This window comes from Marinomonas ushuaiensis DSM 15871, assembly GCF_000521805.1.
GTDB classification, from domain to species: domain Bacteria; phylum Pseudomonadota; class Gammaproteobacteria; order Pseudomonadales; family Marinomonadaceae; genus Marinomonas; species Marinomonas ushuaiensis.
In genome coordinates, this window is the sequence record NZ_JAMB01000001.1 from 129,584 (window position 1) to 149,802 (window position 20,219).

Genomic DNA, 20,219 nt, shown 5'->3' on the forward strand with positions numbered 1-20,219 from the left:
AAAAAGCCCTGCGGTCTTTCGATAGCGAGGGCTCATTCATTGCATTATTTAGATATTTGGCATGCAGCCAATAATACTAATCTGCTGCACGAGCATTAATAAATGCACGCTCTGAAATATCATGCCATTGACTAACAGACCCAAGAAACTCTGCGAATGAGTCATAAACCTTTTGACTCATTGGGTCATTTGCAGCCGCATCTTCAAGCACCTCTTTCGACGCTACTTTTAGCGCAGCTAAAAGGTCATCAGGAAGTTTTTTCAACTGGACCTTATGCTCATTAACCAATGTCACCAAAGCAGCATCATTACGTGCTGTGAATTCACTTAGCATAGACAAATTCGCTTCCTGTGTTGCAGTACGAACAATCTCTTGTAAGTCTTCTGGTAAGGTAGCCATTGCGTCTTTATTCACTAAAAGCTCAACCGCTGAACCAGACTCTTGCCAACCAGGGTAGTAGTAGTATTTCGCAGCACGATACAAGCCAAACGCTAAGTCATTGTAAGGACCAACCCACTCAGTTGCATCAAGCGTACCCGTTTGCAATGCCGTAAAAATTTCACTGCCTGGCAAATTAACCGCGGTTGCGCCAACACGATTCAAAACTTCACCACCTAAACCTGGCATACGCATTTTTAAGCCTTGGAAATCTTCTAAAGAATTAATTTCTTTATTAAACCAACCTGCCATTTGTGGGCCGGTATTACCTGCAGCCAAAGGAATGATATTAAACGGTGCGTACACCTCTTCCCATAACTCAATACCACCACCAAATTCCAACCAAGCATTAAACTCTTGTGCCGTCATACCATAAGGTACAGAGGAGAAAAACTGCGCCGCTGGCACTTTACCTTTCCAGTAATACGCTGTGCTATGACCCAATTCAGCCGTACCACGAGATACCGTATCAAAAACTTCTAATGCTGGGACAAGCTCACCAGCAGCATAGACTTTAATATTTAGACGGCCATCAGATAACTTAGATATGTTTTTCGCAAGCGCTTCTGCACTCGTGCCCAGACCAGGGAAGTTTTTTGGCCAAGACGTCACCATCTTCCAGTCGTAAGTTTTTTGTTCGACACTTGCCGCTTTACTTGTATCTGTTTCTTCTGAGCCGCCACAAGCAGCCAAAGTGACAGCCAACAAACCAGCCGCAGCCAACTTGCTGAACTTAATAAGATTACGCATGTTTTTCCCTCTAAGAGCTAATTTATTGTTCTTCGAATAAATAGACGTTGCCAAATCATCAAAATGGGCAGACAACCTCCCCCCCTTTGATCGATAGAACAGCAAAGGGGCAGAGATAATAAGAAGTGCAGTAATTTTGCTCAACCCTTTTCAAGGAAAAAAGTTCTTATTTATTAAATAATTTCTTTTTTATCAATATCACGAGCAAAAACTTAAATATTAGCGACGTAATTCCAAGGCAATCTCTGCCCGCTTTTTGCAGACTCTTCGGCTAGACACAAGCCATAAACCAACTGACAAACATCCGACATTGATACAGGCGCTTGTTTTTTATGAACTGTTTTTTCACAAAGAATGGCATCACGTAACTGCTTATAAAACTCAATATAACTGCCTTGCGTTGGCTCTTCTTGAGTCATTTCAACCGCACCTGAATTTTGTAAAACGAATCGTTTATTAGACTGCTCAGCCGCTCTGGAAGGAAACGTTTTTTCCCAAGGCATTTGCCCTGCTCTTAATGCTTCTTCTTGTGGATCTAAACCAACACATTGCCAACTCCCTTTTGTAAACCGAGCATTGAATCGACGTGTACCACTGGCCTCAAATGAACTGTGACCAAGGCGAATACGTTTATCGCCATACCCCAACTCAACTTCAAATGTATCCGCTGTTTGACCGCCCTCTCGCAGCGTATCAATACTTGCTTGAACCCAATCCGGCTTTCCAAACAAACACAACATTTGATCCAATAAATGAGGGCCAAGATCCCAAAAAATTCCCGCACCAACACCTGGCTCTTCACGCCATCTCACTTGAGGTAAAGGACGGAAACGATCAAAACGAGAATCCAACTGCTTCAACTCACCTAACTCACCACCAGCTATTAATGCCTTCAAACGCAGGAAATCACCATCAAAGCGACGGTTTTGATACACACAAAACACCAAGCCTTTTTGTTTGGCTAGGGTACAAAGAGTCTCTATTTCATTCACACTGGTTACAGAGGGTTTTTCTAATAAAACATGTTTCCCGTTTTCCAGTGCCTGCTTTGCTTGATCAAAATGCAACACATTCGGCGTGGTAATCACCACTAAATCAATATCGTCTGCTTGAAACACCGCTTCCGCTGTAGACACAACACGCGCCTCAGGTGCAAATGCCGTCACGTCTTCCGCTTGGCTCGTGCAAACACACACCAAATCCATCTCTGCATCATTCATCACAAACGGCGCATGAAAAATGCGACCAGACAAACCAAAACCGATCAAACCAACTCGAACCATCGCCATGCCACACTCCTATTATTTTTGTATTTAAAAACAGTCTACAGACTAAAAATAGAATTTGCTTTTATGAGAGAAAAGAAACTAAATTATATTAAACCTGCGTAGCAAACGAGTAGGTAAAATGAATACGAAAAAACCACATAGAATAGACTGGCAAAAAACCTTAGACGCAATCGAATCCGCTCGCCAAGGGAGAGTCATCGAAGCAGACAAAGTACATGAATGGTTAAATAGTTGGGGAACAGAAGCAGAGTTAAACCCACCAATAGTAAAATGCGAAACTGAGTGGAAAATTTACATAGATCTACTGAACTTGTGAAGCTGGCACAAAGGTTCATCACCCTCTTTAGATATTATCTCGTTGTCTGATTTGCGCTGACGCGCTGAGCTTGCGAAGCAGGCGCAAGCAAATCAGACAACGAGATATAACAACCAAAAAAGCCTACAAAACTTCTAGCTTAGCAAACGACAACACTAGCCACTTAGAGCCTTCATCATCGAAGTTCACTTGAACCCGCGCTTGTGGGCCTTGGCCTTCGTAGTTGATCACCAAACCTTCACCAAACACGGGGTGATTCACTCGATCACCCATGTTAACGGTGACTTCTGGTGCTTTGTAGCTGTTCAAGACGCTGCTGTTTTGCAGTTTGTTTTTCTCGAATTGATAATCTGGGCGTTGCATAGAAACAGGTCGACTAACTTGAGACCGTAGGCGCACTTCTTCCAAACATTCCGGCGGTAGCTCTTTGATAAAACGCGATGGACTATTGAACGATTCACTACCAAACAAACGACGAGATTCTGCGTAGGTAATATAGAGTTTCTCCATAGCACGAGTAATGCCCACATAACAAAGGCGACGCTCTTCTGCGAGTCGACCCGGTTCTTCAAACGACATCTTGCTTGGAAAGAGATTTTCTTCCACGCCAGTTAAAAACACCAACGGAAACTCCAAGCCTTTGGCAGAGTGAAGCGTCATTAATTGCACGGCTTCTTGATGTTCGTCTGCTTGTGCATCACCTGCATCCAAAACGGCTTTGTCTAAGAACGCCATTAATGGTGTGCTAAACTCTTCTTCTTCATCGTTCCAGCTGAAACTACCAGCAGCACCCACCAACTCTTTCAAGTTTTCGATACGCGCTTCGCCTTTTTCGCCCTTTTCTTTTTCATGAAAAGGAATCAAACCCGCTTCTTCGATGATTTGCTCGAAGATGTCGTTTAGGTTCAAATCGGGTTGTTGAACTGTTCGGCTCAATCCTTCAATAAGGTGTAAGAAAGCTTGGATGGCATTCGTTGCTCTGGCCGTCATAAGAGATTGACTCACAATTTCTTGAGCGGCCTTCCACATTGAACAACCGTGGTCACGAGCAAACTCTCGCAAGGTGCCAATACTGCGTTCACCAATACCACGAGGCGGAACATTAACAATACGCTCCATGGCGCCATCGTCGTTCGGATCCATTGCTAAACGCGCGTAAGCTAAGGCGTTTTTAATTTCCAAACGGTCGTAGAATCTATGCCCACCATAAATACGGTAAGCAATCTGTTCCCTAACAAGGCATTCCTCGATAACGCGAGATTGCGCGTTAGAACGGTACAAAATCGCCATATCACTTAATGCGGTGCCTTTGTCGCTCCATTGCTTGATGATGCCCGTAATGAAGCGCGCTTCATCTTGTTCGTTAAAGCCAGAATAAAGCGAAATTGGATCGCCTTCGCCACTTTCTGTCCAAAGCTCTTTACCAAGACGATCATCGTTGTGCTGAATCAAGCCGTTGGCTGCGTTTAGAATATGACCTGTTGAGCGGTAATTTTGCTCTAGTTTAATCGTACCGACATCTTTGAAATCTTTCGTGAAGCTTTGGATGTTTTCAATTTTCGCACCACGCCAGCCGTAAATCGACTGGTCATCATCACCCACGGCAGTAATTGTGCCTTCATTGCCAACCATGATGCGCAACCAAGCGTATTGAATCGTATTGGTGTCTTGAAACTCGTCCACCAGTACATGTTGGAAGCGCTCTTGATAATGGCGTAACAAGGCTGGCGTGCTAAGCATAAGTTCATGCGCGCGCAGTAGTAACTCACCAAAGTCTAATAAGCCACCGCGCTCACACGCTTCTTCATAATGGTAGTAGATCTCTTTCATGCCTTTAGAGAAAGGATCGTGGCTGTCTGGCACATGCGCTGCACGACGACCTTCGTCTTTTTGACCGTTGATAAACCAAGACACTTGTTTTGGCGGCCAGCGCGTATCATCGATGCCTAAGCTACGCATAATACGTTTAATAAGACGAAGCTGGTCGTCACTGTCCATGATTTGGAAATTTTCTTTTAAACCTGCATCACGCCAATGGGCCCGTAATAAACGATGAGCCAAGCCGTGGAAGGTCCCTACCCACATACCTTGTGGCGGAACACCAACCAATTCTTCTATACGCCCCTGCATCTCGCGAGCTGCTTTATTGGTAAAGGTTACGGCCATTAAACTGTAAGGTGATAATTCGTAAGCATGCATTAGCCATGCAATTCTATGTACTAATACGCGGGTTTTTCCTGACCCAGCACCCGCCAAAACAAGGCTATTTTGCAACGGCGCCGCGACGGCTTCTCGTTGCTTGTCATTCAATGAGTCGAGGATAAAAGAAACGTCCATTACATTCCGCCATGGTTAATTAATCTTTTTGTCATAAAAAACACGTAAAAAGAGATTGATTTTTGATCGATTTCCGTTTTTTATTAACTTGAAAATGTGTTGTCTGTCTATTTTGACTTTTTTCAACTGCCGATGACAGTGATCTGTGCATTTCATCTGTCATTGCAAAGCCAAAAGGGTATTACGATGAGTGATTTTTACGAAGCTTTAACCGAAGTAAAAACTGATATTATTCATGCAGCTATCAGCTTAGATAATGAAAAAAAAGAACAAAATCAAAAAGATGATGCTTATCGCATGCTCAGAGCACGACGTGCGATCGAACAACATTTAGAAGAAAAACGTCTGCATCATAATATATCGAGCGGTTGGGACGATTAAATTCATTTGACCTAAAAATTACGATTACTATGAAAGTATAGGTTTGATCAATCGGTTAAACCTATACTTATTATTGATCAAAAAAGTACATCTCACTCTATTTATATTGTGAGCGGGGTCTTTTTTACTCTATAAAAATTCCACTTATATTAAAAAAACGCCATTTTCTACTCCGATTACACACGCTTTCCCTACAATTTATGGCGGTTACTGGCGTCTTGGAGTACCATACTGCACACTATTTCTTATGTATTTTAATTCATAATAAAAAACACATAACCTTCATGGAGTTACCATGTTTGAACATATCCAAGCTGCTCCTGCAGACCCAATTCTAGGTCTTAACGACGCTTATAAAAATGACACCAATCCAAATAAAATTAATTTGGGTGTTGGCGTTTATAAAGATGAGCAAGGCAACACACCTATTTTAAAAGCGGTTAAACAAGCTGAAGAACGTTTGTTAGTCAAAGAAAAAACGAAAAGTTACCTTAGTATGGAAGGCGCACCAGCCTACCGAACTGCTGTACAAAAGCTTTTATTTGGTAGTGATCACAACATTATTACCAAACAGCTGGCTCAAACCGCTCATACACCTGGCGGTACCGGCGCCTTACGCGTTGCAGCAGAATTCATTAAAAAGCATTTACCAGAAGCCACTATTTGGGTCAGTAACCCAACTTGGGCAAACCATCAGTCTGTTTTTCAATCTGTTGGTTTAGAAGTCGGTAGCTATGCCTATTACGATGCCAAAAATAAGTCTTTGGATTTTGAGGCCCTGCTTGCAAGCTTATCTCAAATTCCGGAAGGCGATGTGGTGTTATTCCATGGTTGCTGCCACAACCCAACTGGCGTTGATCCAACACCAGAACAGTGGTATCAGCTGGCTAAGCTTTGTAGTAAACAAGGTTTCTTACCTTTATTTGATTTTGCTTACCAAGGCTTTGGCCAGAACCTGACAGACGATGCTCAAGGGTTACGTACCTTTTTAGAGCATGTTCCTGAAATGCTAATAGCGAGTTCTTTTTCAAAGAATTTTGGTCTATACAATGAACGTGTTGGTGCACTGACAATTGTATGTGACACGGCTGAGCAAGCTGAAACCGCTTTTACTCAAGTAAAACGCTGCATCCGTACAAATTACTCAAACCCTCCTTCCCATGGCTCAGCTATCGTCGCTGAAATTTTAAACGATGCCGATCTCTATGCCCTATGGGAAAGCGAATTAAAAGACATGCGTATACGCATTCATGAAATGCGCAGTTTGTTTGTAAATACACTACGAGCAAAAGGCGTGAGCCAAGACTTCTCGTTTATTTCACAGCAACAAGGTATGTTCTCTTTTTCCGGTCTTACTCCAGACCAAGTCGCTCAGCTTCGTAAAGACTACAGTATTTACATTGTGGGTTCTGGGCGTATCAGTGTGGCGGGGTTGACTCACGACAACATGGAACCGCTTTGTAATGCTATTGCTGAGATCCTAAAAGATTAACTTTCAGTAATGCATCTTTGTTTAGCATCATAAAACGACTTTTCCCTTCTCGGTAAAAGTCGTTTTTTTATACGCTTTTTTTAGATCTAAGGTGTTCGTCAGTTGTTTTCTAGTCAAAGACACTGTTACCTTATGAAACTGTTTTTATATGAATTCAATAATGGAGCCGTCAATGACTGCCACACTGATTTATTGCTATGACCCAATGTGTAGTTGGTGTTGGGGATTTAGTCCTACTTGGACAAAGCTACAGCAATCCCTGCAAGGGTTAATTGATTCAGACCAATTGACTATCCAGCCAATGCTAGGAGGCTTAGCGATTGACTCAGATATTCCTATGCCAGAAGACATGAAGTACAAGCTAGAAAGTACGTGGAAGAATATCCAAATAACGTTAGGAACAGAGTTTAACTTTGATTTTTGGCGTACCGCTTCCCCTCGTCGTTCAACCTATCCTGCTTGTCGAGCATGTTATGTGGCAAGAGATATGGGATCTGAGGAAGATATGTACCACGCAATTCAAAAGGCCTATTACCTAAATGCCAAGAATCCATCAGATCTTGATACCTTAACGGAATGTGCCGAGCTAATTGGCCTAAAAGCAGACAGCTTCCAGAAAGCCATGTCGCACGTTAAAAACGAAAAACTCATTGAAGAAGAAATCGAACAAGCAAGACACCTTGGTTTAAACTCTTTCCCTTCATTAGCACTGCTGATTGGAAATAGGCTCACCCCTATTCCATTGGATTACAAAAACCACACCAGCATGTTGGAGACAATAAAAAAGGCGCTTTCTTAGCGCCTTTTTTATTCTTCTTTTATTTTACTAACCTATCCAAAATCATGATTGATTAGATCAAGCATGGGGTTATAAAGAGGTTCAGTGGTTGCGTTGCGTGACTTTTTATCGCTTTCTTTTAAAGTAAGCTCTTCAGCAGATTTACTCTCTATTGTTTCTTGAACCAATATTTCTTCAGCAACCAATTCATTATCAATAGATAAATGTTCAGCTAAGGCTTTTGCTAATGGTTCTACATCATCTAAAGTCACATTCACAGCTAACCAATGATTCGCATCCGATTCATGACTGACTAAAGTTCCCGGAACAATGGCGTGCCTGAAGCTGGCTAATAAAGAAGTTATACTGGCGACACCTAAAGGCTCTAATAAATGCATCCAGAGTGACATACCGCCTTTACTTGTGGCAAAACTAACATGATTACCTAAACGCGTTTCTAAGTGTGCTTTCACTCGCTCAGAGTTCGCCCAAACGTCTCTTGCTCGACGTGTTAATGAGCGTTTACTATTAGACTGCAAAGCCTCACTTAATACTGTTTGTTGGGTATCACTAAGCGCCATATCCGCGCCTAGGAATGCACCTTCTAACAAGCTTTGATATCTACCAGGTAAGCACCAGCCAGCAGAGCGGCCGACGCCTTTTGATTCCACTCCACCGATATAAATAATCTGATCCGATTGATCTAAAGATTTGTAGGTCAAAATAGGACCTGCACGATAAGCGAGATGTGAACATAAATCCCATTCAATCACAGGCAATTTCATTTCTTCAATTATGGCAAGCCAGCGACGCAAACTTAAGTTACTTATTAATTGCCCTGCAGGAAAAGAAAACTGACCAGGTAATACAATTAAACTAATGGACTCGTCTCGTAGACAGTGGATTACTAGGTCTAAATCAACACCACGCTCACCAGCGCTTATTGTAATAACCTGCCTTCCAAGACTCTGCAATGTCGTTGTCAGTCTTGGATCACAAGGCTCCAATACAAGTACGGTGTCGTCTCGCTTGGTTAAGCTTTGAACGCTCTGAGTAAAAATGGCTAAAGAGGAGTGGCTAAGCCAAAGCTGAGAAGCATGAGACTTAATACCTAACCCTTTGAGGTATTCACTAACAGATTCACGAACGATTAAATGTCCTTTGCCTAAAATAGGTAAGCTCTCTTCTTCCTGACGAGTAATCGGAGCCAAAACCGCATTACTTTGATCAACCAAAGCACTACGATGCGTAAGGCAAGACCAAGCGGGCTTTACGCCTTCGTTGGAGAGTTTTTGGAGTGTTTCACCTGCCAACAACAAAGCAGGTTTAGTATGACTTCGATGACAAACAAAGTAACCAGATTTGGGGCGAGACTCAATCCAACCATCACTGCTTAGTAACTCATAACCATGTATAACGGTATTTAAACTCAAGCCTAGCTCTTTTGATAAGACCCGTAGAGATGGCATACGATCACCAGGCACAATTGACTCTTGTGACATCTGATCTAAAAACCAATCCACAACACCCTTGTATAAAAATTCTGCCACTACTTTGTACCTTTTCTGGTTTGTCATCTAGTATCTGTTATCAATCATTATATCTGTATAAAAAAAACGCAAGTAAAAGGCCAATATTTCCCGATTTTGATGGAAGTTAATATACAATCCACTGCGTTTTACCAGTGAGATACGCAACGAACATGACCTTTGATCCCTTATCTATTCGCTCTTCTTTTCCAATTTTGAACCAAATGGCTCATGGCCATTCACTTGCGTACCTAGACAATGCCGCGACCACTCAAAAACCTTTATGCGTTTTAGATGCCATTCAAGACTATTACCGTAATACCAATGCCAACGTACACCGTGGTGCGCACTTTCTAAGTGTCAGGGCAACGAACCAGTTTGAAGGGGCTCGCGACACAATCGCTCGCTTTATTAATGCGCCAACACAGAGTCATGTCATTTGGACAAAAGGCACCACCGAAGCCATTAATATGGTGACTTATGGCTTAGAGCATCTTTTAGAAAAAAACGATGAAATCCTCATTACCAGTTTAGAACATCATGCTAATCTGGTTCCTTGGCAACAATTGGCAAGTCGAACTGGTGCTGTTTTACGTATTTTACCGCTGGAAGCTAATGGTCAGTGGAAAGCAGAATGTGAATCCTACTTTACGCAAAAAACACGAATCTTTGCTGCAACACAAGTTTCCAACGCCATTGGTGTCAGCACGCCATTACAAACCATGTTGAGCCTAGCCAAAGAACAAGGCGCGATGACATTAGTCGATGGCGCACAAGTGGTGGCGCATTATCCTGTTGATGTAGAAACTTTAGATTGTGATTTTTATGTCTTCTCAGGCCACAAGATGTATGGCCCAACTGGCATTGGTGTTTTGTATGGAAAAATACCTGCACTAGAGGCATTAACACCGTATCAAACCGGCGGAGAAATGGTGCGTAAAGTGTCGTATCAAGCGACAGAATTCAATGATTTACCTTATCGATTAGAAGCTGGAACGCCCAATATAGAAGGCGCGATTGGTTTAGCGGCGGCTTGTAACTTCTTAACGGAACAAGACAGACCCGCTTTACTCGCTTGGGAACAATCCTTAGCGACATATACCTACAAACGTCTAAAATCGGAAAAAAGCATCATACTTTATTCCCCTGAAACCAATACAACCTTGGTATCTTTATCTGTATCCAATATTCACACGATGGATTTAAATGCTTATTTAGACAGCCAAGGCATAGGCGTTAGATCTGGTTCTCACTGTGCCCAACCCTTAATGACGGAACTGGGTATCGAGGGAACATTACGTGCCTCTTTTGCGTGTTACAACACAATAGAAGAAGCCAATCGCTTCTGCGACGTATTAATAGAAGCTATTGATATATTAGGTGATGAGTAATAAACATGACTAACTTTAATATAAAAGAGCACCTCCAAGCTTGCCGTAGTAAAGAAGAAACATTCAAAGCATTAGTTACCTTAAGCAAAAACTTACCTCGTCTTTCTGAGGAAGAGAAAACCGACGAAAATAAAGTAAAAGGCTGCGAAAGCGCAGTTTGGTTAATAGAGGCAACGATGGACGGAAAACGCCACTTCAAAGCCGACAGCGACGCCAAACTGATGCGCGGTGTTTTGGTTGCCTTATTGAGCTTAGTTGAAGGAAAAACCATTGCTGAAATCCAAGCAATGGACTTAAAAGCAGAACTAACTGAACTGAATCTATCCAGTTACCTCACCAGCTCACGAACCAATGGCGTATTGTCTATTATTAAAAAACTCACCTCATGCTAAATCTGTTATGAGCTTTTTATATTAATTAGAGCCAGAACCAAACTCTCTCATACCTTGAGCTACTTTTAGAATAGATTGGGTAAAACTATATAAAGATTTATGGTGTCGAGCATTGGTTGGATAAGCCAGTCCATAAGGGTAATAAATGGCAGGTTCAAAAGGACGAATGACAACACCTCTCCCTTCCCAAACTCTTGCCGCAAAAGGCTCAAGCACCCCAACAGCAAGACCTGCAGCTATCATCGAATAACCAGTATGTGAGGTGTCTATCATAATATTTTGTTTAAGTTGTGATTTAACGGAGTTAAGTGCACCTCCCAATTCGCTCCAATAAACAGGGGAATCGTCCACAACCGTTAATACAGACTCACCAATCAAATCTTGTGCTGTAATCACACTTTTTTTAGCGAGTGGATGGTCTGATCTCGCAGCAAAAACAAAACGTGCATTACCAATAAATTCACGCTCAATACCAATAAGCTGAGGCAGCTCCAAACCAATCGCTAAATCAACAGAACCAGCTTGTAACTTTATAATTAACGCAGATATAGCGTCAGTATGAATCGTTACGCGTTCGTCAGGAAAGAATTTTTTATGCTCTTCTAAAGCGAGAGGTAATAAAGTACTCGCGATAGCGGATGTGCTTGTGATTTTTAGCTCGTTTGGAGTACGGGTGCGAATCTTTGATGCGACAGACTCTAATTTTTCCATTCCCAAGAAGCTTTCTTCAACAGAGCGAAAAAAATCAGTTGCTTCCTGAGTTGGGTATAAGCGACCTTTTCGGCGGTCAAAGAGAGAAAAACCTAAGGAATACTCTAGATCACTCAATAGGCGGCTTACTGCGGGCTGAGAAACATGCATTTCTGCTGCGGCAGCAGCCGTTGTACCCCGCAACATAATGTAGCGAAAGGCTTCAATTTGCCTAAATTTCATACTAAAAAACACCTATCCATAATATTTAGTTATCAACCATACATTAATATAAGTGGAAGTGATGTCGTTAAATTCACATTATAAAAGTAAGTAAAAAATATGAATGTCTAAAGAAGCGTTATAACTCGAAATAAACACCGTTTAAACAGGTCTCCATGACACGAAAGTACCTGCTATCCAATTCACCTTGATAATAAGGATTATTTAGTGACAGACACTTCATTTTCTCCAATATTGACCGTAGAGAATCTATCCGTAGAGTTTGGTCATACGCGCGTTATTGATGGCCTTAATTTTTCTGTTATGGCAGGCCGTACACTCGCCATTGTCGGAGAGTCAGGATCAGGAAAATCGGTCACATCACAATCGATTATGCGTCTCGCAGAAAGTACCGGGGCTAGTTACCCATCTGGACGTATTCTATTCTCTACAGAAAATGGAGAAATTGACCTTTTATCTCAGTCACAAGAAGAAATGCGCTCTATTCGTGGTAAAGACATAGCCATGATTTTCCAAGAGCCAATGACATCGCTTAACCCTGTTTTTACCGTAGGCGATCAGATTTCAGAATCTCTTTCTTTGCATAAAAAACTCAGTAAAACGGAAGCTCTTAAAGAGAGTGTCAAACTCTTAAAAATGGTTCGCCTACCGGATGCTGAAGATATGCTAAAACGCTATCCTCATCAGTTATCAGGAGGCATGAGACAAAGAGTCATGATAGCGATGGCGTTAGCGTGTCGCCCAAAGGTTCTTATTGCAGACGAACCTACCACGGCTTTAGACGTTACTATTCAAGCGCAAATTTTAACCATCCTAAATGACCTACAAAAAGAACTGAATATGGCGGTGATTTTTATCACACACGATATGGGCGTTGTTGCCGAAATCGCCGATGACGTGGTTGTCATGTGGAAAGGTAAAAAAGTAGAACAAGGCCCAGTAAAAGAACTCTTTGCTAACCCTCAACACCCTTATACAAAAGCGTTATTAGCCGCGGTTCCAAAGCTTGGAAGTATGACAGGTGAACGCTTTCCAAAGCGTTTTCCTATTACTGTCATGGATGGAGACGGTATTCGTTTAGTGGGTGAAGAAAAAACACAAGAGACCGCTCGTTATGATAAACAACCTTTGTTATCAGTACGAAATCTTGTCACTCGATTTGATAGTAAAAAAAGGTTTTTTGGTCGCGTAACCCATCGAGTTCATGCGGTAGAAGAAGTCAGCTTTGATATCTTTCATGGTGAAACGCTTGCTCTCGTTGGAGAGTCTGGTTCAGGTAAATCCACTATAGGCCGAACCATTCAACAACTGCAGCAAGCGACCAGCGGCGATATCAGTTTTGAAGGTAACCCTTTTTCTGCAATGAGCAAGGCAGAAAAGCAACGCTTACGTCAAGAAATACAATACATTTTCCAAGATCCTTTGGCCTCCCTTGATCCAAGAAAAACCATCGGTTTTTCCATTGCAGAGCCAATTAAAACGCATAACTTGATTCGTGGTGAACAAAAAATTCAACAAAGGGTGCATGAGTTATTAGAACGCGTCGGTTTAACTAAAGAACACGCTGAACGCTACCCACATCAGTTTTCGGGTGGGCAACGACAACGTATTTGTATTGCTAGAGCATTAGCGTCCAACCCTAAACTCATCATTGCTGATGAAGCGTTATCGGCTCTTGATGTCTCTATTCAAGCGCAAATTATTAACCTCTTTATGGAGTTGCAAGAAGAGCATGGCATCGCTTACTTGTTCATCAGTCACGATATGGCTGTCGTCGAAAAAATGAGTCACCGCGTTGCTGTCTTATACCTTGGCCAAGTCGCTGAATTAGGCTCTCGTCAACAAGTCCTTGAGACACCAACCCATCCTTACACCCAACGCTTACTTAGTGCTGTTCCTGTTGCGGATCCAACCATTGTCCGCAGTTCAGGTCGTCTTAGTGGAGAAATCCCAAGTCCTGTACGTCAAGTAGGAAACGAGCCCACTATTGTTCCTCATCGAGAAATCGCCCCAGGGCATTTCGTCGCTGGCACATTATGAAAATAATAATAACATCCACCCTTATCACAAAAGAACGGAGTTAAAAAATGAATAAACAAAGCGCTCTAACGAAGGCATTTAAAGCCATCGCGGTGACAAGCAGCTTAACCATGGCAACATTCGGTTTTGCTGGTACGTTAACAGTTTCTTCCCCACAAGATCCAGGTAGCTGGGACCCTATTGATACCTTTTTGGTTAATTGGGCTTCTGTTGCAACCAATATGTACGATGGTTTGACCTACCGTAGTCCCGATTTGAAATTACAACCAGGTTTGGCAACATCATGGGAGCAGTTGGATAACGGCACTCGTATTCGCTTTATATTACGTCAAGGTGTCACATTCCATAATGGTGAAGCATTTAACTCAAATACGGTCAAATTCACCTTTGACCGATTAATGGGTGATGAAGGCAGAAAAGGCCCTCAACGCTCCAATTACGCAGCAATCGATTCAGTCGAAATTATTGATGACTATACGGTCGACTTCCATTTGAAAGCGGCTGACCCTGTATTACTCACGAAACTTGCCGGCTATGGTGCCATGATAGTGCCACCAGCCTATATTAAAGAAAAAGGGGAAGACTTCTTTAATACTCACCCAATGGGAACCGGACCTTTTAAGTTTGCCTCTTACGAACCGAAAGTAGGCATTAAGCTAGAAGCCTTTGAAAAACATTGGGGTGGAGCACCAAAACTAACAAACCTCAATTACCGCTTTATTAGTGAGCCTTCTACTGCTGTTGCAGAACTACAATCAGGTCGTGTTGATTTGGTCATTCCACCAACGATACCAATTGGCATGATCTCTACAATTGAAAAAGATCCTAAACTAAAGGTTGTCACAACCGTTAGTCCAACTGTGTATGCTTTGCGTTTTAATACCAAAAATGGCATTACAAAAGACGAACGAGTTCGTAAAGCTTTGATTTACGGAGTAGATCGTCAAGCCATTATAGATTCTATTTTAGATGGTCAAGCATCGGCTATCTCTAGCTTCCAAAGTGCAATTTCATTTGGTGAAGATCCAACAATGAAACCATTGCCTTATGACCCAAACAAAGCAATGCAACTTTTAAAAGCGGCTGGAATCAAACCGGGCGCTAAAATTCAAATCGATATCCGTGGTAATAATGCAACCTTTAATGAGGTTTCTCAGGCCGTTGCCAGTTATTTACAGGTTATTGGATTAAACGCAACCATCAAACCTTACGAAACAAGTGTGTTACTAAATGACATTGTTCCTGCAGGTAAGACTGGTGAAATGTTCCAACAATCTTGGGGAGGCTGGACCCTCGACTATGATAATACCGCTTACTTCATGTATCACACTGGTGAAAAATGGAACCCATATGACAGTGATCTTGAGTTAGATGCATTATTGGAGTCTCAACGTTCCATTACCGATCGCGCCAAACGTGAAGAAATTCTTAAGTCTATTGCTAACTACACAGCAAATCGTGCCTTAGAAATGCCTTTGTACAGCTTAAACGCTATCTTCGGCGTTTCTACAAGAGTTAAAAACTTTACTCCTGTACCTGATAGCCGTTTACGTTTATCCGATGTAACTGTTGATTAGACACTCTTTTTTATACTTACAACCTGTCTGATTTTATCTGTAGGCAGGTTACAGAAAAGTGATCAACAGAACAGAACAGTTCAGTTATTGGTTTTGAAATAGCTGAGCTGTGCCCACTGTTTTGAAAGATGACGTTTTAAATCGTCTCTCTTATTTAAAGGAAAAGTCATGGCGAGCTTTTTAATGAAACGGTTTCTACAAGCGATATTTGTGCTGATAGCCGTTACCTTAATCGTTGCTTTTGCAATACGTTTAACCGGTGATCCAGCCCTTATGCTGACCCAAGAAGCTGGTAGTGTGACAGAAGCGGATCTCATGATGATTCGCGAAGCGTTGGGAATCAATAAACCATTTTTTGCTCAGTACTTCGATTTTATCAAAGGCATATTTAGCTTTGATTTTGGACGTAGCTTTATGGGAGGAACATCCGTTTCTTACCTTATAAGTAAGTCATTGCCTGCCACCTTAATGTTGGCAGCATCCGTTATGTTTATCTCGATTATTATTTCTATTCCATTAGGCATCAAAGCGGCTGTTTCTAAAGGTAAATGGGCCGATCAGGTCATAAGAATTGTTTCTTTAGTTGGCTTATCTTTCCCAAATTTTTGGCTAGCTCTAATGTTGGTTTTAGTATTTTCTATTTGGCTACAGTGGCTTCCGCCGAGCGGTATGGATGGCTTCATCAGCTTTTTAATGCCAGCTTTTACTATGGCTATTATTCTGACGGCGACCAATGTTCGATTAGTACGGTCTTCTATGCTGGAAACGTTACAAGCCCAGTACATTATGGTTGCCAGAGCAAAGGGTTTGAGTGAAAACACCGTACTTTATAAGCATGCTTTACGTAACTGTGCGATCCCTCTTATTACCTATTTTGGTCTGCAATTTGGAGGCTTATTAGGCGGTATCGTCATTATTGAACGAGTTTTTAATTGGCCTGGTCTTGGCACACTCGCTTTTGACGCAGTAAGTGGTCGAGATTATCCCGTACTACAAGCCGTTATCACCATTCTATCAATGCTTATTGTTAGCGTTAACCTGTTGGTTGATATTGCCTATGGCTTGATCGATCCACGTATTCGTACGGAGTAATAAGATGTCAACGAAACGTTTTAGTACAACTTTATCTAATTATAAAAGTTTAGAGTTTATTCTAGGGGTTCTGCTAACAGGCGGTATTTGCTTCTTAGTTCTCTTTTCGGATTTATTATTTCCAGACGCCGATAAAATAAATTTATCTGCTCGTTTATTAGAACCCTTTACCCATGCTGAGCATTTTTTTGGTACAGACCCTCTAGGGCGAGACATTATGAGTCGAGTGGTTGCCGGCGGAAAAGTGTCCTTACAAGTCGGCTTTTTATCGGTTGCCGGAGCAGTTGTATTAGGTGTGATTATGGGGCTAATCTCCGGCTATTACCGCGGTTTTTGGGATGTTATTGTGATGCGTTTTGCTGACGTTCAGCTAGCCATGCCATTTATTTTATTAGCCATTACCTTTATTGCTATTGTCGGTGGTGGTCTAGGTAACATGATCTTTCTATTGATTATTTCTCAATGGGTTCAATACGCAAGATTAGTAAGAGGATCCGTTCTTTCATTGCGCGATAGGGAATTTATTCAATCTGCTGAAGCCATTGGTGTAAGTCATTTTAATATTTTATTCCGTCATCTTTTACCTAATTTAATAGGCCCAGTCATTGTTCTAACCACTCTTAATGTTGCTAATAACATTCTCTTAGAAAGTAGCTTAACGTTCCTCGGTCTTGGCGTAGATCCTCTTACTCCAAGTTGGGGCGGTATGTTAGCGGATGGGCGTACTTATATTCAAAACGCTTGGTGGGTCAGTGTGTTTCCTGGATTGGCTACTTTATTAACTGTTTTAGGCTTAAATTTATTAGGTGATTGGCTTCGTGACAGCCTTGACCCAACAGGTAAGACGTCTCGATGAACTGTATTTATTCAACCACTATCGAATCTACAATTAATCAATTAATCGAAAAATTTGGAAAAATTGAGTATCAAGATCAACTTATAGAGGCATGGGTATTTGGCGATAAAAGCCATCGACAGCGGGCTGAAAAAGAGCTTTCGAAACACGGCGTTAATGCTAAGTTACGCAGTGCATATAAACCACTATTGCACTTTTTTTTGGAAGAGATAGATGTATTATCAAGCAATATTAAGAATATAGAAGTTCACTATCCTTTACATAAAGCCGCATCAGAAAAACGTTTTTTATTAGAGACTTACCCTCTGTCTGCGCTGATAAAAAAATCACCTGTTCATTTCGTTGCTAATGAAAAAATGACGGATGCTTACCAGATTATTTTGCATTCTGATGCAGGCGTTCAGTCTAAATTCACTGTTTTTGCTCCCAATCATCTTCATCAAGATTGTATTAAGCAAACGAATTTGTCCCCAAGTGGTTGGTTAAGAATAACCAACTCAGAGGGTGTTATCACTTTAAACGAACGTCTCGTAACAGATTATGAGCGCCTTTTTTCTGAAGGCATGGAGGCGATTTCTGAATATACATGGAAAGATTCAGAACCGTATTTTGAAGAACTTAATATAAAAGTTTTTTTGCCTTGGAAAGACCAGCCACTTCCCTATAAACATGAGGTAATCAGTCTCAGTGAAGCCTTGCATGAAGACTTTTACTTTTCAATACAGGAATGGTTCAAAGTAAAGGTTGGATACCAGCCTAATGACAGAGAAGGCCAACCAGGACAAATCGTACCCGAAATACATTATAGGAATGAAGATAGCCTTAGTCTTTGTATAGAAACTCGGCCTTATGATGCTCAAAGCACGACAGGTCAGCAAACGTTAGATTGTGCTAATGCTCCGATTAGTATGGAGCAAGTACAAACAGAATTAGAAACCATCATAGGGTCTAATTTTACAGCAGAATCCATAACAGGAAGAATAATCAATGCTCGCTATCACAAAGGATCAGACTTCCCTGTGATGATAAGTGGAGGCCAGCATGCAAATGAAACTACTGGCGTAATTGGGACGTTGCGAGCAGCAAAAGTATTGAATAAACAAGAAGGTAGCCACTTTACTATTTCGCCACAAGAAAACCCAGATGGCTATGCTTTACACCAAAGATTAATTACAGATAACCCTTTCCATATGCATCATGCTTCTCGATATACGGCATTAGGTGACGATTTAGAATATCGTAATAAAGGGCATCTATATGAAAAAGAAATTCGTCATAAAGCAAGAAAGATTAGTCATGCTCAGTTACATATAAACCTTCATGGTTACCCGTCTCATGAATGGACACGACCTCTTTCGGGCTATGTCCCTCGTGGTTTTGACATGTGGACTATACCTAAAGGTTTTTTTCTCATTATTAGACACAACCCAGAAGAGAAATGGTCGGCCTACGCAGAAGAGTTTACTCATCTAGTGACGTTAAAGCTGATTAAAATCCCAGGTGTGCTTGATTTTAACAACGAGCAAATTAAGCTTTATAAAAAACACGCAGGCGAAACAAACTTCCGCATAATAAATGGCTTTCCTTGTTTAATTTCCCAAAGCAAACCAGAAGACATTCCAATGCAGCTTATCACCGAATATCCTGATGAGACGCTTTACGGCGAAGACTTCGTTACAGGCCATGATGTACAAACAGCAACGGTACTTGCCGCTTATGAAGTACATCAATTATTGTCATCAAAACGATAATAATGAATCGTTAAGTGAGGGGAATCGCACTCCTCGCTTAACTAACTGTTTTAGATATTCTTTCAAGTACTCTCGAAACAGCCACAAAGGCAAAAGAAGCAGTAACTGCAGTACTAGCGCCAAAACCCGTGTCACAATTCATTTTTGTTTCTGTATCCCCCTTCACTCTATCTTTCGATACCGTTCCATCACCCTGTGGGTACTTCAATTCTTCGACAGAATAAACACACTCAATATTAAATCGGCGTTTCGTATTACGGCTGAAGTTATAATAACGCCGTAAAAAATTACGCAACTTAGCCGCTAATGGGTCACCTACAGTCAAGGATAAATCACCCGTTTGTATTTTAGTTGGGTCTGTTTGTCCGCCAGCACCACCTATCGTGATCATTTTTCGCTTATTACGCTTACACCAGGCGACAAGAGCTGCTTTTGGTTTGATGCTATCAATGCAGTCGATAATGTAATTAAATGGCTCTGAAAGAAGCTCAGATAGGTTTTCAGGGGTAATAAAATCTTCGATTGTGGTTATTTGACAGTTAGGATTGATAAGAACCAACCGCTCAGCCATAACATCAACTTTAGACTGGCCGACTGTTCCTTCCAATGCATGAATTTGACGATTTGTGTTGGTAATACAAACATCATCCATGTCGATTAGTGTAATTTTCCCTATGCCTGAACGTACCAAGGCTTCTGCGGCCCAAGAACCAACACCACCAATACCAATAACGCATACATGAGCTTGAGAAAAGGCCTCATAAGCTGCATCTCCGTATAAACGACGAATACCACCAAATCGTTGTTCATCTGTCACGTTTCTCTCCTCTGCTGTGTATCGTTTTGCACTTTTTTCTTTCAATACGTGTATTCTTT

At 41.6% G+C, this 20,219-nt stretch carries 17 protein-coding genes; 11 read left to right on the top strand and 6 right to left on the bottom strand.

The features are described 5' to 3' along the window. Positions 1–76 precede the first annotated feature (76 nt). Together MUS1_RS00545 and MUS1_RS00550 are read right to left on the bottom strand one after the other, a co-directional pair. Complete coding sequence (locus MUS1_RS00545) at positions 77–1,189, bottom strand: TRAP transporter substrate-binding protein (protein WP_036159012.1); 1,113 nt, start codon at positions 1,187–1,189, stop codon at positions 77–79. Between the two features lie 212 nt (positions 1,190–1,401). Further along, positions 1,402–2,478, bottom strand: coding sequence for a Gfo/Idh/MocA family oxidoreductase (locus tag MUS1_RS00550; RefSeq protein ID WP_245595700.1), 1,077 nt, complete (start codon positions 2,476–2,478; stop codon positions 1,402–1,404). A 118-nt stretch (positions 2,479–2,596) separates the two neighbouring features. Between MUS1_RS00550 and MUS1_RS00555 the strand changes: the two genes are divergently transcribed. Further along, positions 2,597–2,794 carry a hypothetical protein gene (locus MUS1_RS00555; RefSeq protein ID WP_051436018.1) on the top strand — a complete coding sequence of 66 codons (198 nt, stop codon included), beginning with the start codon at positions 2,597–2,599 and terminating at the stop codon, positions 2,792–2,794. 123 nt (positions 2,795–2,917) lie between these two features. On the opposite strand, the gene uvrD is transcribed toward MUS1_RS00555, so the two are convergent. Continuing rightward, complete coding sequence (gene uvrD / locus MUS1_RS00560; RefSeq protein WP_036157619.1) at positions 2,918–5,131, bottom strand: DNA helicase II; 2,214 nt, start codon at positions 5,129–5,131, stop codon at positions 2,918–2,920. Positions 5,132–5,317: 186 nt separating this feature from the next. On the opposite strand from uvrD, the gene MUS1_RS00565 reads away from it, so the two are divergent. The 3 genes from MUS1_RS00565 to MUS1_RS00575 all read left to right on the top strand — a co-directional run bounded on the left by MUS1_RS00565 (position 5,318) and on the right by MUS1_RS00575 (position 7,803). After that, positions 5,318–5,512, top strand: coding sequence for a PA3496 family putative envelope integrity protein (locus MUS1_RS00565; RefSeq protein WP_036157620.1), 195 nt, complete (start codon positions 5,318–5,320; stop codon positions 5,510–5,512). A 295-nt stretch (positions 5,513–5,807) separates the two neighbouring features. Next, entirely contained in the window at positions 5,808–7,004 is a 1,197-nt protein-coding gene (locus MUS1_RS00570; RefSeq protein WP_036157621.1) for an amino acid aminotransferase, read from the top strand. Between the two features lie 172 nt (positions 7,005–7,176). Beyond that, a complete protein-coding gene (locus tag MUS1_RS00575; protein WP_036157624.1) occupies positions 7,177–7,803 on the top strand; it encodes a DsbA family protein in 627 nt (208 codons plus the stop codon). Positions 7,804–7,835: 32 nt separating this feature from the next. On the opposite strand, the gene MUS1_RS00580 is transcribed toward MUS1_RS00575, so the two are convergent. Further along, a complete protein-coding gene (locus tag MUS1_RS00580; protein WP_036157628.1) occupies positions 7,836–9,332 on the bottom strand; it encodes a GntR family transcriptional regulator in 1,497 nt (498 codons plus the stop codon). Between the two features lie 152 nt (positions 9,333–9,484). On the opposite strand from MUS1_RS00580, the gene MUS1_RS00585 reads away from it, so the two are divergent. Further along, positions 9,485–10,702, top strand: a complete 1,218-nt coding sequence (locus MUS1_RS00585) for an aminotransferase class V-fold PLP-dependent enzyme (protein WP_036157631.1) — start codon at positions 9,485–9,487, stop codon at positions 10,700–10,702. A gap of 5 nt (positions 10,703–10,707) precedes the next feature. Further along, the gene (locus tag MUS1_RS00590) at positions 10,708–11,094 is read left to right on the top strand and encodes a SufE family protein (protein ID WP_036157633.1); all 387 of its coding nucleotides are present in this window, start codon (positions 10,708–10,710) and stop codon (positions 11,092–11,094) included. Between the two features lie 21 nt (positions 11,095–11,115). Here MUS1_RS00590 and MUS1_RS00595 read toward each other — a convergent pair whose 3' ends face one another. Continuing rightward, positions 11,116–12,027, bottom strand: coding sequence for a LysR family transcriptional regulator (locus tag MUS1_RS00595; RefSeq protein WP_036157635.1), 912 nt, complete (start codon positions 12,025–12,027; stop codon positions 11,116–11,118). Positions 12,028–12,234: 207 nt separating this feature from the next. Between MUS1_RS00595 and MUS1_RS00600 the strand changes: the two genes are divergently transcribed. The 5 genes from MUS1_RS00600 (at position 12,235) to MUS1_RS00620 (ending at position 19,343) form a co-directional block, all read left to right on the top strand. Then, positions 12,235–14,067: an ABC transporter ATP-binding protein gene (locus tag MUS1_RS00600; protein ID WP_036157638.1), complete on the top strand. Its 1,833-nt coding sequence runs from the start codon at positions 12,235–12,237 to the stop codon at positions 14,065–14,067. Between the two features lie 47 nt (positions 14,068–14,114). Next, entirely contained in the window at positions 14,115–15,644 is a 1,530-nt protein-coding gene (locus MUS1_RS00605) for an ABC transporter substrate-binding protein (RefSeq protein WP_036157641.1), read from the top strand. A gap of 168 nt (positions 15,645–15,812) precedes the next feature. Beyond that, the gene (locus MUS1_RS00610; RefSeq protein ID WP_036157644.1) at positions 15,813–16,736 is read left to right on the top strand and encodes an ABC transporter permease; all 924 of its coding nucleotides are present in this window, start codon (positions 15,813–15,815) and stop codon (positions 16,734–16,736) included. Positions 16,737–16,740: 4 nt separating this feature from the next. Then, positions 16,741–17,592: an ABC transporter permease gene (locus tag MUS1_RS00615; RefSeq protein WP_036157647.1), complete on the top strand. Its 852-nt coding sequence runs from the start codon at positions 16,741–16,743 to the stop codon at positions 17,590–17,592. After that, entirely contained in the window at positions 17,589–19,343 is a 1,755-nt protein-coding gene (locus MUS1_RS00620; protein ID WP_036157655.1) for a M14 family metallopeptidase, read from the top strand. Before MUS1_RS00615 ends, MUS1_RS00620 begins: the two co-directional genes overlap by 4 nt. Before the next feature lie 37 nt (positions 19,344–19,380). Here the strand turns inward: MUS1_RS00620 and tcdA are convergent, their stop codons facing one another. Further along, the gene (gene tcdA, locus MUS1_RS00625; RefSeq protein ID WP_036157657.1) at positions 19,381–20,160 is read right to left on the bottom strand and encodes a tRNA cyclic N6-threonylcarbamoyladenosine(37) synthase TcdA; all 780 of its coding nucleotides are present in this window, start codon (positions 20,158–20,160) and stop codon (positions 19,381–19,383) included. Positions 20,161–20,219: the final 59 nt, after the last annotated feature.

Bases quoted from the DNA above. Each gene is read 5' to 3' on its own strand.
- MUS1_RS00545 (WP_036159012.1), bottom strand. From the start codon at position 1,189: ATGCGTAATCTTATTAAGTTCAGCAAGTTGGCTGCGGCTGGTTTGTTG.
- MUS1_RS00550 (WP_245595700.1), bottom strand. From the start codon at position 2,478: ATGGCGATGGTTCGAGTTGGTTTGATCGGTTTTGGTTTGTCTGGTCGC.
- MUS1_RS00555 (WP_051436018.1), top strand. From the start codon at position 2,597: ATGAATACGAAAAAACCACATAGAATAGACTGGCAAAAAACCTTAGAC.
- uvrD (WP_036157619.1), bottom strand. From the start codon at position 5,131: ATGGACGTTTCTTTTATCCTCGACTCATTGAATGACAAGCAACGAGAA.
- MUS1_RS00565 (WP_036157620.1), top strand. From the start codon at position 5,318: ATGAGTGATTTTTACGAAGCTTTAACCGAAGTAAAAACTGATATTATT.
- MUS1_RS00570 (WP_036157621.1), top strand. From the start codon at position 5,808: ATGTTTGAACATATCCAAGCTGCTCCTGCAGACCCAATTCTAGGTCTT.
- MUS1_RS00575 (WP_036157624.1), top strand. From the start codon at position 7,177: ATGACTGCCACACTGATTTATTGCTATGACCCAATGTGTAGTTGGTGT.
- MUS1_RS00585 (WP_036157631.1), top strand. From the start codon at position 9,485: ATGACCTTTGATCCCTTATCTATTCGCTCTTCTTTTCCAATTTTGAAC.
- MUS1_RS00590 (WP_036157633.1), top strand. From the start codon at position 10,708: ATGACTAACTTTAATATAAAAGAGCACCTCCAAGCTTGCCGTAGTAAA.
- MUS1_RS00595 (WP_036157635.1), bottom strand. From the start codon at position 12,027: ATGAAATTTAGGCAAATTGAAGCCTTTCGCTACATTATGTTGCGGGGT.
- MUS1_RS00605 (WP_036157641.1), top strand. From the start codon at position 14,115: ATGAATAAACAAAGCGCTCTAACGAAGGCATTTAAAGCCATCGCGGTG.
- MUS1_RS00610 (WP_036157644.1), top strand. From the start codon at position 15,813: ATGGCGAGCTTTTTAATGAAACGGTTTCTACAAGCGATATTTGTGCTG.
- MUS1_RS00615 (WP_036157647.1), top strand. From the start codon at position 16,741: ATGTCAACGAAACGTTTTAGTACAACTTTATCTAATTATAAAAGTTTA.
- MUS1_RS00620 (WP_036157655.1), top strand. From the start codon at position 17,589: ATGAACTGTATTTATTCAACCACTATCGAATCTACAATTAATCAATTA.